13 protein-coding genes are annotated in these 12,332 nt (G+C 69.8%); 9 read left to right on the forward strand and 4 right to left on the reverse strand.

Annotated features, from left to right (window positions below; translation table 11 throughout):
- Window positions 1-10: 10 nt before the first annotated feature.
- The 8 genes from AC6CHX_RS11760 to AC6CHX_RS11795 all read left to right on the forward strand — a co-directional run bounded on the left by AC6CHX_RS11760 (window position 11) and on the right by AC6CHX_RS11795 (window position 7,467).
- Entirely contained in the window at window positions 11-1,087 is a 1,077-nt protein-coding gene (locus AC6CHX_RS11760; protein ID WP_498272963.1) for a DEAD/DEAH box helicase family protein, read from the forward strand.
- A 3-nt stretch (window positions 1,088-1,090) separates the two neighbouring features.
- On the forward strand, window positions 1,091-1,882 hold the full coding sequence (locus AC6CHX_RS11765; protein ID WP_498272964.1) for a class I SAM-dependent methyltransferase: 792 nt from the start codon (window positions 1,091-1,093) through the stop codon (window positions 1,880-1,882).
- Between the two features lie 65 nt (window positions 1,883-1,947).
- Complete coding sequence (locus tag AC6CHX_RS11770; protein WP_498272965.1) at window positions 1,948-3,126, forward strand: sensor histidine kinase; 1,179 nt, start codon at window positions 1,948-1,950, stop codon at window positions 3,124-3,126.
- Window positions 3,123-3,758, forward strand: coding sequence for a response regulator (locus AC6CHX_RS11775; protein WP_136042933.1), 636 nt, complete (start codon window positions 3,123-3,125; stop codon window positions 3,756-3,758). Before AC6CHX_RS11770 ends, AC6CHX_RS11775 begins: the two co-directional genes overlap by 4 nt.
- A 213-nt stretch (window positions 3,759-3,971) precedes the next feature.
- Window positions 3,972-4,733 (forward strand): ABC transporter ATP-binding protein, encoded by a 762-nt coding sequence (locus AC6CHX_RS11780; protein WP_136042932.1) that lies wholly within the window; start codon window positions 3,972-3,974, stop codon window positions 4,731-4,733.
- On the forward strand, window positions 4,730-6,190 hold the full coding sequence (locus AC6CHX_RS11785; protein ID WP_452326082.1) for an ABC transporter permease: 1,461 nt from the start codon (window positions 4,730-4,732) through the stop codon (window positions 6,188-6,190). The genes AC6CHX_RS11780 and AC6CHX_RS11785 overlap by 4 nt, the downstream gene beginning before the upstream one ends.
- An 18-nt stretch (window positions 6,191-6,208) precedes the next feature.
- The gene (locus tag AC6CHX_RS11790; RefSeq protein ID WP_498272966.1) at window positions 6,209-6,868 is read left to right on the forward strand and encodes a 2-phosphosulfolactate phosphatase; all 660 of its coding nucleotides are present in this window, start codon (window positions 6,209-6,211) and stop codon (window positions 6,866-6,868) included.
- Between the two features lie 164 nt (window positions 6,869-7,032).
- Entirely contained in the window at window positions 7,033-7,467 is a 435-nt protein-coding gene (locus AC6CHX_RS11795) for a DUF3054 domain-containing protein (protein ID WP_498272967.1), read from the forward strand.
- A gap of 6 nt (window positions 7,468-7,473) precedes the next feature.
- On the opposite strand, the gene AC6CHX_RS11800 is transcribed toward AC6CHX_RS11795, so the two are convergent.
- The 4 genes from AC6CHX_RS11800 to AC6CHX_RS11815 form a co-directional block, all read right to left on the reverse strand.
- Entirely contained in the window at window positions 7,474-7,962 is a 489-nt protein-coding gene (locus tag AC6CHX_RS11800; protein WP_498272968.1) for a SprT-like domain-containing protein, read from the reverse strand.
- Between the two features lie 47 nt (window positions 7,963-8,009).
- Window positions 8,010-8,537: a hypothetical protein gene (locus AC6CHX_RS11805; RefSeq protein WP_498272969.1), complete on the reverse strand. Its 528-nt coding sequence runs from the start codon at window positions 8,535-8,537 to the stop codon at window positions 8,010-8,012.
- 145 nt (window positions 8,538-8,682) lie between these two features.
- A complete protein-coding gene (locus tag AC6CHX_RS11810; protein ID WP_498272970.1) occupies window positions 8,683-9,543 on the reverse strand; it encodes a spermidine synthase in 861 nt (286 codons plus the stop codon).
- Between the two features lie 29 nt (window positions 9,544-9,572).
- Complete coding sequence (locus tag AC6CHX_RS11815; protein ID WP_498272971.1) at window positions 9,573-10,838, reverse strand: LCP family protein; 1,266 nt, start codon at window positions 10,836-10,838, stop codon at window positions 9,573-9,575.
- Window positions 10,839-11,044: 206 nt separating this feature from the next.
- On the opposite strand from AC6CHX_RS11815, the gene AC6CHX_RS11820 reads away from it, so the two are divergent.
- On the forward strand, window positions 11,045-12,331 hold the full coding sequence (locus AC6CHX_RS11820) for a sugar ABC transporter substrate-binding protein (protein ID WP_091035297.1): 1,287 nt from the start codon (window positions 11,045-11,047) through the stop codon (window positions 12,329-12,331).
- Window position 12,332: the final 1 nt, after the last annotated feature.

Raw genomic sequence — 12,332 nt, forward strand, 5'->3', positions numbered from 1 at the left:
ACTGGGTCGCATGGATGTGTTGCGGCTGGCAGGAGTGCCGGGAGTCGGGAAGAGCGCCGTCGCGTGGGCTGTCGCCCAGCGTCTGGCGTCTGACGGAGTGCCGACCGGGTATCTCGATATCGATCAGCTCGGCATGTGCTATCCCGCTCCGTCCGATGACCCCGACCGCTGGGCGCTGAAGGAGACCGCACTCGCCCGGCTCGCCGCACGGTTCCGCGACGCGGGCGTCGAGCGGCTCATCGTGTCCGGAGTCGCCGATCCGACCCAGCCGCCTCCGATGAACGGGCATCCGACGGTTTCTCTCTGGCTCGACGCGGGGGAGGAGACGAGACGGAAGCGTCTGGCTCCCCGCCGGTGGGAACGCGAACAGGTCGCCGCCGCGCTCGCCGCCGGCACTGCGGAGGCGACGGTGGCGCACCCCGCCTGGCAACGCCTGGACACGGAGCGGTCGACGATCGAGGAGATCGTGGAGGCTGTGCTCGACCACCGGGCCGCCGGCGCAGCGCCCGCAGCAGAAGAGGGGAACCGTGATGGGCACGGGCCCGGGCGGGTCATCTGGGTCACCGGTCCGCGGTGCTCCGGCGCCTCGCGGGTGGGTTGGGAAGTGGCCCGCACTCGGTGGAGTGCGGGCGAGCGCACGGGCTTCGTGGACGTGGCTCAGCTGAGTTTCGCCTGGAACGCGGGGCGGCTCAGCGGAGTCGAGAATGCCGCCGTCCTCCACCAGGTGTTCGCGGCGGTCGACGCGCAGACCCTGATCGCCGTCGCGCCGTTCGAAGCGGATCCGGCAGAAGTGCGCGCGGCTTTCCCACGAGCGGACGTCCGCTTCTTCCGCCTCGATGCCGACGATCGCACGCGCCGCGACCATGCGGTCCGGAGGGCGGAAGGTGCCGACGGCGCGCTCCTCGCCGGCGACGACCTGCTGGGTGCATCGGCTGCAGAGATCGAGAGGATCGTCGGGATCGGAGAGAGTCAGCGTGCATCGCCGCTGCGCGCGGGAGAGACCCTGATCGACGCGTCGACGCCATCGGTGAGGCAGGTGGTCGACAGGGTGATCGAGTTGGCCGACGGGGGTGCTCTGCCAGACTGAAGCATGGCCTCGTACACGCACGGACACCACGAATCAGTTCTCCGCTCGCACAACGTGCGCGACATCGCGAATTCCGCGGCCTACCTCCGTCCGCACCTCACCGCCTCGACCCGGCTCCTCGACGTCGGAGCGGGGCCGGGCTCGATCACGGTCGACTTCGCCAGCGTCGTCGCGCACGTGACCGCCACCGAGATCGACGAGAACGCCCTGTCGCTGTCGCGTGCCCTCGCGGCGGACCGCGGCATCGAGAACCTCGACTTCTCGGTCGAAGATGTGCACGCGCTCAGCTTCCCCGACGACTCCTTCGACGTCGTGCACGCGCACCAGGTGCTGCAGCATGTCGGCGACCCGGTGCAGGCGTTGCGGGAGATGCGTCGCGTGGCGGTGCCCGGTGGGATCGTCGCCGCGCGCGACGCCGACTACGCGGGCTTCCTCTGGTTCCCGGTCCTGCCCGAGCTCGATCGGTGGCTGGCTCTGTACCGGGCGGCGGCCCGCGCGAACGGCGGCGAGCCGGATGCCGGTCGCCGACTGCTCTCCTGGGCGCGTGCCGCAGGGTTCGACGACGTCACCGCGACGGCATCCACCTGGTGCTATGCATCTCCCGCGGAGCGAGCCTGGTGGGGCGGGATGTGGGCGGACCGCATCCTAGAGTCCGCGCTCGCCCGGCAGTTGGTGGACAGCGATATGGCCACACGTGCCGATCTGCAGGAGATCAGCGACGCATGGAAGCGCTGGGCCGACGACGGCGACGGCTGGTTCCTCGTGCCTCACGGCGAGATCCTCGCTCGCGCCTGACCGACACCGCAGGGATACATCCACGGACGGATGTCCCGTGCGGTGTGCTCGCGTAGCGTGGGGGAGTGATCCGCCCGCTCTCCCGCACGGCGCTCGCGCTCGACATCGTCGGGGCGGCGCTGCTCTTCCTCGTCCTGTTGCCGATGTCGCTGGTGTTCTACGGGCCGGGAACCGGGAACACGGCGATCGGAGGCGCGTCCGTCGTCGCGGTCGTGTTCGCGGCCGTGCTGATGTTCGGCGGGGTCGCGATCGGAAGACTCGCGCCGGGCTGGTCCCTGGCGGCCGCCTGGGCCGGGGCGATCCTGCAGATGATCGCCGGCTTCGGGCCGCTCCCGATCGACTTCGCGATCCTGCTCGTGCTCTACGCCACGGCGGCGTGGGGCACGAGGCGGGTGCTCTGGTGGGGCTTCGCCTCCGCTCTCGTCGGTGGACTCGTCGCCGCCCTCTACATGGTGGTCGTGAACGGCGTCGCTTTCGGCACCGGCACCGGATGGGAGAAGGTGACGGCCGGCACTCTCCTTCTCGTCGTGTCGGTGATGGCCTTGGGCTTCGCCTGGGTGTGCGGACTCCTGTGGCGGGTCGTGCTGCGCGCACGCCGCACCCGTGCCGCCCAGCTGCAGGCCGAGTCCCTCGCGGTCGAGGAGCAGGAGCGCGTGCGCATCGCCCGCGACATGCACGACATCGTGGCGCACTCCCTGGCCGTCGTCATCGCCCAGGCCGATGGTGCGCGATACGCGGCCGCGGCGAAACCGGAGTTGGCGACGGAAGCGCTCGGCACGATCGCGCAGACGGCGCGCGGGGCGCTGAGTGACGTGCGGATGCTGCTCACGCAGCTCCGGCATAGACAGGGCGACGGCCCGCAGCCGACGCTCGCCGACCTCGAAGCCCTGTTCGCACAGGTGCGGCAGGCGGGGATCGAACCGCGCGTCACGGTCGACCCGATGCCTCCGGGCGAGCCGCCGGGCGCGATCCAGCTCGCGGTGTATCGCATCCTCCAGGAGGCGCTGACCAACGCGATCCGCCACGGCGACGGGGCCGTCGACGTGCACCTGGCCTGGTTCCCGGATCGGGTCGACGTCGATGTGCGCAACACCGTGTCGCGGGACACCGTGATCGCGTCCGGAGGGCACGGGGTCATTGGGATGAAGGAGAGGGCGCAGCTCGTCGGCGGTAGTCTGCAAGCCGAGCGCCGAGGGGCACAGTTCGTCGTCCACGCCACGCTCCCGATCGGAGTCCCCGAATGATCAGAGTCGTGCTCGTCGACGACCAGGCGCTGTTCCGTGCCGGCATCCGGATGCTCGTCGCCTCGCAGACCGACCTGGAGGTGGTGGGCGAAGCCGGCAACGGGCAGGAGGCGCTCGACGTCGTCCGCGCGACGCGGCCCGACGTGGTGCTGATGGACATCCGGATGCCGGTCATGGACGGTCTCACGGCGACCGCAGAGATCCTCGCCCGGCCGGAGCCGCCGCGCATCGTCATGCTCACGACGTTCGACCTCGACGAGGCGGCCGCGCGCGCGATCCGGCAGGGAGCCAGCGGCTTCCTGCTCAAGGACGCCGACCCCGAGTTCCTGCTCGCCGCGATCCGCACCGTGCATTCGGGTTCGAGTGTGATCGCCGCCTCGGCGACGCGTGATCTGTTCGCGCATTTCGCCGAGGCGCCCAAGCCCGTCCCGCCGCAGTACTCCACGCTCACCGACCGGGAGAAGGAGATCTTCGCGCTCGCCGCCCGTGGCCTGTCGAACGCCGAGATCGCGGGCCGGGAGTACTTGAGCGAGGCGACCGTCAAGACGCACATCAGCCGCATCCTCACCAAGCTCGCGCTGCGCGACCGTGTGCAGCTGGTGGTCTTCGCCTTCGAGCACGGCCTCGCCTGACGCGCGGCGCTGTTCTCCGCCCTCACTCCATGCCGACCCGGCCCCTTGTGTGCGGCCCGGCCCCTTGGGGACGTGCGTAGGGGGCCGGTTCGCACACAGAGGGGCCGGTCGGCGAGCGTAGAGGGCGGGGCGCTGCAGATCATCCCTGCGATGTACGCAGATGCTCCGGTCGGGCGATGACCGGCGCGAGGCTCGGGAAATAGCGTCGAAGGCATGGAGATCACGACCACCGACCTGGGGCTCGCCGCCCGCGTCCAGCACTTGAAGAAGACCTACGGCTCGGGCGAAGGCACCGTCCGTGCGCTCGATGACGTCAGCGTGGGCATCCGCCGCGGACAGTTCACCGCGATCATGGGGCCCTCCGGTTCCGGCAAGTCCACCCTGATGCACATCATGGCGGGGCTCGACAGCCCGACGGAAGGGCGCGCGTGGATCGGTGACACGGAGATCACGGGCCTCGGCGACATCGACCTGACGATCCTGCGCCGCCGCCGCGTCGGCTTCATCTTCCAGGCCTTCAACCTGGTGCCCACGCTCGATGCGCTCGGGAACATCATGCTGCCGTTCGAGCTCGACGGCCGCCGCCCGAGTGCGATCGAACGCGCGCGCATCGACGGACTGATCGAGTCGCTCGGGCTCGGCTCGCGCCTGAACCACCGCCCGCACCAGCTGTCCGGCGGGCAGCAGCAGCGCGTGGCCATCGCCCGCGCCCTGGCGACCGCCCCCGACCTCGTGTTCGCGGACGAGCCCACCGGCAACCTCGACTCGAAGACCGGGCGCGAGGTGCTGCGCCTGCTCGCCACTGCGAGCCGTGAGCACGGCCAATCCATCGCGATGGTCACGCACGACGCGATCGCCGCGAGCCACGCCGACCGCGTGCTCTACCTCGGCGACGGTCGGATCGTCGCCGACCACCCGCGTCAGACCGCGGAGGAGATCTCCGCCTACATGCTCGCCGCGGAGGTGGCGGCATGACCGCGGTCGCGACGGTCGTCCCCGAGTCGCGGGCGACCGGACCCCGCCTGGCCTGGCTGCGCGACCGGGGCATGGGCGCCAGCATCCTCGTCGCCGCGCTGTCGGCCGCGTTCGGCGTGCTTCTGGTCGAGATCACCGCCTACATCGGCGCGGTCCTGCAGGCCGATCCCTTCATCGGAGACAGCGAGACGCTCGCGTTCGTGGTCGCCCTGCTGTCGGTGCTGCTGACGGTCGTCGCGATGTACGTGGCCGCGATCGTCACGGCGAACACCTTCTCGACGATCATCGCCGGACGCACGCGGCAGATCGCCCTCATGCGTCTGATCGGCGCGACCGCGCGCTCGCAGCGGGCTCAGGTCGGCAAGCAGGGTCTCGTCGTCGGTCTGCTCGGCGCCGCGATCGGTCTGCTCGTCGGCATCGTGCTGGCCGTGATCGGGGTGCAGATCGGGTCGCAGCTGATCGACAACGTGCCGGATTCGTTCTCGCTCGCACAGCCGTTCATCGCCCTGCCCGCGATCGGTGTCGCACTCACGACCTGGGCTGCGGCGTGGGCCGGCTCGCGCCGGGTGCTGTCGGTGACGCCGCTGCAGGCGCTGGGCGGATCCGTCGAACGGACCCACGACGAGGTGTCCGGGAAGCCCGGCCGCCACGTCGGCGCCTGGATCCTGCTGATCACCGGAGCCGTGCTCCTCGCGGCGGGGGTGGTCGTCGGACTCCTGACCCCGCTCGGCGTCGTCATCGCCTTCTTCGGCGGAGTCCTCTCGTTCACCGGGCTGGCGCTCGGATCCGTGCTGTTCATGCCGCCGGTGCTGCGTCTGGTGGGCCGGATGTTCGGCTCCAGCGCCACCGCCCGTCTCGCCGCCGAGAACGCGCTGCGCTATCCGGAGCGGTCGTCGCGGATGGCGATCGGCGTGGTGATGGGCGTGACGCTCGTGACCATGTTCGCCGTCGCGCTCGAGTCCGCGAAGCGTCTGATGATGAGTCAGGTGACCGGCGAGATCCCGGAGGAGTTCTTCGCTCCGTTCGACGCCTTCGCGGCGATCATGATGGTGCTGGTCGCCGTCTCCGCCGTCATCGCGGCCGTCGGCCTCGTCAACCTGCTCACGATCGGTGTGGTGCAGCGTCGCCGCGAGCTCGGCCTGCTCCGCTCGATCGGGCTGTCGAACCGACAGGTGCGGCGGATGGTGCTGCTCGAGGCCACGCACATCACGGTGGCCGCGACGCTGACCGGTCTCGTGCTGGGCATCGTGTACGGGTGGATCGCGGCGCAGTCGCTGCTCGGCTCGGTGCCGACGCTGCCGGACTTCACACCCGCCGGGCTCGTGGCCCCGCAGGTCCCGTGGATCCCCGTCGCCATCATCGTCGTCGCCACGGCGGTGCTCACGCTGGTCGCTGCTGCCACGCCCACGCGCCTGGCCACCCGGGTGGCTCCGGTCGAGGCGCTCGCGGCCGACTGACGGCTCTAGGCTGGTCGGATGCCGTCGCCGCTCGATCAGTTCACGTACCAGGTCCGTCTCGACTGGGGTACCGCGGGCCTCGCCCGTCTCGCACCCGCCGACATCGTCGTGGTCGTGGATGTGCTGCGGTTCTCGTCCACGGTGATCGATGCCGCAGCCGCCGGAGGCGACGTGAGTCTGGCCGAAGCCGAGGGATGGTCGCGGAACGGTGCAGCGGTCGCCGCCGCGGCCTCCCCGGAGGCGATCGTCCTCGTCGGCGGCATCCGCAACGCCTCCGCCGTCGCCCGGGCGGTGCAGACCATCCAGGAGCGTCGACAGGCGCGGACCTCGGTCGCGGTCATCGCTGCGGGAGAGGCGGATGCCACGGGCACGCTGCGCTTTGCGGTCGAGGATCAGCTCGGTGCGGGGGCGATCATCCTGGCGCTCTCGGATCGGGGCATCGATCACACTTCGCCGGACGCGGCGGTCGCCGCCGAGGGGTTCCGTGCCCTCCGCGGCGCGCTGCGGCACATGATCGGCGCGAGCGGATCCGGGCGCGAGCTGGCCGAGCGCGTGGTGTCCACGGCGCGTATCGAGGCATCCGGCCTGACCCCGACATCGACGACGGATGCCGCCGTGCTCGATGCCGTCGACGTCGTCCCGGTGCTGCGCGATGGGTCGTTCACCCGGTTCGAGTGAACCGCGCCGCATTCGCTCCGCGGCCGAAACGCGCCCTCGCCGCTCGGGCGGATTTCTCCCCGTCGGGCGGCCACCCGTCGTTGGACTCTCCTCCCCACACGCGGATCTCCGCCCGACACCGCGCGGGATGCGGGCGTTCGGGCGTCGCGACGTAGGGTCGTGGCATGAGGTACCTCCCCGCCGTCGTCGTCGACATCGTGTTCGTGCTCATCTTCGCTGCGATCGGTCGTGCCTCGCACGATGAGAATCCGGCGGGGTTCCTGCTCACCGCCTGGCCGTTCCTGATCGCCGTGGTGGTCGGCCATCTCCTCGCGGCATTGCTCCCCGGCAGGCCCCGTCGACCGTGGTCGGTGCTGTGGGGCGCGGTGGTGTGGGTTGTGACGGTCGCCGGGGGCATGCTCATCCGCGTGCTCAGCGGCGACGCCGCCGAGGTCCCGTTCATCATTGTGGCCACGATCGTGCTCGGTGTGTTCCTGGTCGGCTGGCGGGCCATCACCGCCCTGCTGCGCCGACGTCGCACCGCATCGGACGAGCACGAGGAATCCGTCGCTCCTGAGACCGAGACTGAGGCCGAGGACTCCCACGACCTCCCGCGCTGAGCGGCGTCAGCGCGGCATCTGGGCGGCGAGTCGCACGTTGGACGGGATCTCTCGCCGCGTCCATGCGAAGACGTGCCGGGCGTCGAACGTGCGCGAGCAGCGTGCACACGAGGTGGCCCTCGTCGGCCGCCGATGCCGGTAGGTCACGTGGCCGGCCGGGCACAGACCCACCCAGGGGGCGAGCTCGACAGCGGTCTCCCCGTGGTGCGTCGTTCCGCCGACGTAGCCGAGGTCGTGCGCGACGCGCTTCCATGCCGGCCCATGCGCGGCCGCGTGTCCGGCGAGGGCGTGCGCCACCTCATGCAGCAGCACCTGGTGGATCTCGTCGTCTTCGAAGCGCGCGGCGAGGTAGCGCGAGACCGTGATGCGCTTCTTCGTGTAGTCGCATTGTCCGGCCCGCCGCTTGGCGTGGTCGAAGCCGAAGCTCCAGCTGTCATCGAGATGCAGCGTGATCAGTGCTTCGCCCCAGACGCGCACACGGTCGAGTTCCGCCATGCGCCCAGATTATGCCCTGCGACCGACATTCGTGGTCGAGGGCAGGCTCAACCCGCGACGAGCTGAGACGGACGGCGGCGTTCTGCCGCCTCGATCGCGAGCAGCACGGTTTCGAGTTCGCTGTCCTCTGCGCCGGATTCACGCCGCAGGAACAGCGACTGCTTGAAGCTGTCACGTGCGGTCTCGTAGTCGCCCGCGTCGAAGGCGTTCTTGCCGTGGTGCTGATACGCGAATGCCGCGATCGACAGCCAGCGCTGGCCCTCGGCCTCGGTCGCGCAGGTGGCCAGCTCCTGCTCGGCGGCGGCGTGCGCACCCCGGTATTGCAGGATCGTCGCGTGCAGCACTCGCGCGCGCAGCACATCCTTGCGCGTGCCGGCCATGCGCGCCTGGCGCACGGTCTCGTCGGCGAGCACGAGTGCCTCGTCCAGACGGTCGAGCACCTTCAGCAGCCACACGCGCTCCAGCAGAGCGGGCAGGCTGCGCTGCGACTCGATCTCCGCGAGGCGGGCCGCGCACTCATCGAGATCGACCTTCTCGCGGAGCGTCTCCTGGTCGTATCCCCGGATGAAACTCATTGCTCTCCTTCCGCAGCGTCCCCGTCCAGTCTGCCTTCCGGTCGCGTGCTCGACGGGGCGGCGCGCCCTGGGCGGCGCATCCGAGCTGCGACATACCGCCGCGCGGGTCCGTGTCGATCGTCACGGGGCGCAGAGCCGGCCGAGGTCAGCGCAGGAACAGCGAGGCGTCGGGGCGAGGCGACGCGACGGCATCGGCATCCGTGACGACTCTTGCTCCCTGCAGGAAAGCCTCGGCCTCGGCTCCCTGCGCGATCTTCGCCGGGTGCGGGCCTGCCGCCAGCATCCGCGGCAGCCACTCGGACGGCAGGGGAGAGGCGGATGCCGCGATCACGAGGTTCCCGAACCGCCGTCCTTTGAGCACCTGCGTGTCGGCCAGGATGCCGATCTCGGGCAGCACCTCGGCGATCGTCGCGGCCTGACGGCGGGCGAAGGCGAGTCCGGGGCCGTCGGCGACGTTGACGAGCAGCACGCCGCCGGGAGCGAGCAGGGCGGAGAGCTCGCGGTAGAACTCGATGCTCGTGAGGTGGGCGGGGGTCTGTGCGCCGGAGTACACGTCCGAGACGACGAGGTCGCAGCTCGCCTGCAGGGCGCTCGGCAGCTTGCTGACTCCCTCCCGCGCGTCGCCGATGCGGATGCGGATGGCCGCGCCCTTCGGGAGCGGCAGGTGCTCGCGGACCAGCTGGGCGAGCGGTGCCTCGAGCTCGATGACCTGCTGGCGGGAACCCGGTCGGGTGGCGTCGATGTACCGCGGGATCGTGAGGGCGCCCGCGCCGAGGTGCACCGCCGTCAGCGGCCCGGGTGCAAGCTGATCGATCACCGCGCCCATGCGCACGATGTACTCGAAATGCAGGTGGGTCGGATCATCGAGGTCGACGTGGGACTGCGGGGTGTCGTCCACGATGAGCTCGAACCCGCTGGTGAACTCCGACGGCACGATGCTGGCGATGCCGCCGTGGTCCAAGCGGACCTGCGGGTGCTCGGTGTCGCGCGATCGGTTTCGGCCCATGGGCCGAGCCTACGCGTCGGGTGAGAAGGTCAGCGCAGCTTGCCGTTTGCGCAGGTCTCCTGATCCACCGTCTGGCCCGAGATGGCCGGGTCGAGCGTCGCGCGCGGCGCCGGGGTCTGCGTCGCCGGGGCGTCCGTGGACGGCGGGGTCGCCGGCACCTCAGGTTCGGTGCCCGGTGCGGGTTCGACGAGTTCGACGCCCCCGTTGTTGCTGACGTCGCCGGTGAGCTGGACGGGCTGACCCGCCTTCAGCGCGTCCCAGATGGTGGCTGCCGCGTCATAGTTCGGGACGACCCGATCGGAGTCGTCGGGGTCGCCGAACACCGGGTACTGCAGGAAGACGAAGTCCGAGAAGGGCACGTCCTTGATCGAGAGCGCGAGCTGAGCGAGCCGGACGGGATTGGCCAGCTCGTCGCTCGGGTCGATGTTGTCGACGACGGTGTTGGCAAGTCCCAGCACCTTGCCCGGATCGCTGAGCACCTCGTCGCTCATGATCTTCTTCACCAGTCGAGACATGTACTGCTGCTGGTTCGAGACGCGGGCCATGTCGCTCTCGTCGCCGACACCGTGACGGGTGCGGATGAATTGGAGCGCTTCGTAGCCCGAGACCGTGCGCGGCCCCGGCTCCCAGTTGATAGCCGTGTGTCGGTCGCGGATGCCCTCTCCGCCGATGCACACCTCTACTCCGCCGATCGCGTCGGTGACCTCCATCACTCCGTCGAAGGCGATCTTCGCGGCGAACGGGATCTCGATGCCCGTGAGCTGGGTGACCGTCTTCGCGACGCAGGAGAGCCCGGCGCGCTGGAAGATCGAGTTGATCTGCGTCTTGTTCGTCGCCGAGGCGACGGATCCGTCGGGGAGGGTGCACTCCGGGGTCTCGATCATCAGGTCGCGGGGGAGCGACACCACCGTGACGTTGCGGGGCTCGGCCGAGACGTGCACGAGCAGGTTCACGTCGTTGAGGATTCCGCCGTCGGCCTCCGAGCAGCGCTCACCGAGCAACCCGGTCGAGACCTCGCCGCACTCGTCGGTGCCGATGATGAGCATGCTGAACTCACCGGGGAAGGCGCCGATCTGGGGCGGCTCCACCTCGGGGGCGTCTTCGAGGGTGACGGCACCCTCGCTGAACCGGTTGAAGTAGTCCGTCACGACGAACGCGGCGACGGCGATCGCGGAGACGAGGATGACGCCCAGCGTGATCCCGGCGATTTTGAGAAAGCCCTTGGCGGGCCCGGGAGTGGGGAGAGTCGCATGGCGCGCGACCGTGGAGCGGTCGGCTTCGTCGTGGCGGCGCATGCCCGCGAGCCTACCTGCGGACCCTGCAGGCGCCGCGCAGGTCGAGCCTGGGCAACACCTGGGAGAGCCCGCGTTGAAGCTGATGTTACGGCCACATGACGATTGTGAGAGGAACTTGCAGGTAATTAGTTAGTCGTGGATACTTTTTCCTAACCCCCGGTGAGTACCCGATATTCGCCTGGACTTTTCAAAGAGGAGATCCCCGCATGCACAAGCGCATTCTTCCGGCCGTGGCGCTCGGCGCCGTGGCCACGCTCGCCCTCGCCGGCTGCGCCGGCGGCGGTGACACCGGCTCCACCGACGGCGAGGGCAAGGAGCTCACCGTCTGGATCATGAAGGGCACCAACCCCGACGCGACGGCTTTCTATGACGACGTCGCCGAAGCCTTCGAGAAGGAGACCGGCGCGACGGTCAAGATCGATGAGATCCAGTGGGCCGACGCACACGACCGTTTCGTGACCTCCATCGCCGGTGGCACGACTCCGGACATCGCCGAGACCGGCACCACCTGGACCGCAGAGTTCGCCGACGCCGGCGCGCTCCTCCCGATCGACGAGTACGTCGACGGCGAGAAGGGTCTGCGCGACGACCTGGTCGAGGGCCTCGAGGTCGCCGGCACCTACGAAGACGAGCTGTACGGCATGCCGTGGTACGCCGGCGTCCGCTCTCTCATGTACCGCGCCGACGTGTTCGAGGAGCTCGGTCTCGAGGCTCCGAAGACGTGGGATGACATCGTCGCAGCCGGTGACGCCATCAAGGCCGCCAAGCCCGACATGCTGCCGTTCCCGGTTCCGGGCGACGCCGAGTTCCAGGTCTACCCCTGGGTGTGGGGCGCCGACGGCGAGATCGCCACGAAGGACGGCGACACCTGGACCAGCGAGCTCGACAGCGCCGAGTCGCAGGCCGGCATCGAGTTCTACACCGGCCTCGCCACCGAGCACGGCTTCTCCTCCGCAGGTGCCACCACCTGGAAGGAGACCGACCTTCGTGACGCGTTCACGCAGGGCAACGTCGCCATGATGCTCTCGGGCTCGTGGACGCCGAACTCGCTCATCGAGGCGAACCCCGACCTCGAGGGCAAGATCGGCGCCGCGGTCATCCCCGGCCAGGACGGCGGCATCGCCCCGTCGGTGCTCGGTGGATCGCACCTCTCGATCTTCAACACGACGAAGAACGCCGACCTGGCGTGGGAGTTCGTGAAGCTCGTCACGACCGGTGAGTTCGCCGAGCAGTGGTCGGACGAGACCGGCTACTTCCCGGGCGTGCAGTCCGCGATGGAAGAGGCCCTCGCCTCGACCGACCCGCTGGTCGCACCGTTCGCCGAGCAGATGGTCGACGGCGGAGCATCCGTCCCGGTCACCCCGAACTTCGGCGCCGTCCAGGCGAAGAAGACGACCAACTCCATGATCCAGGCCATCCTCAGCGGGCAGAAGGACGTCGCCACTGCGACGAAGGACGCCTCCGCCGAGATGACCGAACTGCTCAACCAGTAAG

It is taken from the genome of Microbacterium sp. GQ128 (assembly GCF_059758615.1).

What these genes read in the sequence shown, in the direction of transcription:
- AC6CHX_RS11760 (WP_498272963.1), top strand. Translation starts at nt 11, where the DNA reads ATGGATGTGTTGCGGCTGGCAGGAGTGCCGGGAGTCGGGAAGAGCGCC.
- AC6CHX_RS11765 (WP_498272964.1), top strand. Translation starts at nt 1,091, where the DNA reads ATGGCCTCGTACACGCACGGACACCACGAATCAGTTCTCCGCTCGCAC.
- AC6CHX_RS11775 (WP_136042933.1), top strand. Translation starts at nt 3,123, where the DNA reads ATGATCAGAGTCGTGCTCGTCGACGACCAGGCGCTGTTCCGTGCCGGC.
- AC6CHX_RS11780 (WP_136042932.1), top strand. Translation starts at nt 3,972, where the DNA reads ATGGAGATCACGACCACCGACCTGGGGCTCGCCGCCCGCGTCCAGCAC.
- AC6CHX_RS11785 (WP_452326082.1), top strand. Translation starts at nt 4,730, where the DNA reads ATGACCGCGGTCGCGACGGTCGTCCCCGAGTCGCGGGCGACCGGACCC.
- AC6CHX_RS11790 (WP_498272966.1), top strand. Translation starts at nt 6,209, where the DNA reads ATGCCGTCGCCGCTCGATCAGTTCACGTACCAGGTCCGTCTCGACTGG.
- AC6CHX_RS11795 (WP_498272967.1), top strand. Translation starts at nt 7,033, where the DNA reads ATGAGGTACCTCCCCGCCGTCGTCGTCGACATCGTGTTCGTGCTCATC.
- AC6CHX_RS11800 (WP_498272968.1), bottom strand. Translation starts at nt 7,962, where the DNA reads ATGGCGGAACTCGACCGTGTGCGCGTCTGGGGCGAAGCACTGATCACG.
- AC6CHX_RS11805 (WP_498272969.1), bottom strand. Translation starts at nt 8,537, where the DNA reads ATGAGTTTCATCCGGGGATACGACCAGGAGACGCTCCGCGAGAAGGTC.
- AC6CHX_RS11810 (WP_498272970.1), bottom strand. Translation starts at nt 9,543, where the DNA reads ATGGGCCGAAACCGATCGCGCGACACCGAGCACCCGCAGGTCCGCTTG.
- AC6CHX_RS11815 (WP_498272971.1), bottom strand. Translation starts at nt 10,838, where the DNA reads ATGCGCCGCCACGACGAAGCCGACCGCTCCACGGTCGCGCGCCATGCG.
- AC6CHX_RS11820 (WP_091035297.1), top strand. Translation starts at nt 11,045, where the DNA reads ATGCACAAGCGCATTCTTCCGGCCGTGGCGCTCGGCGCCGTGGCCACG.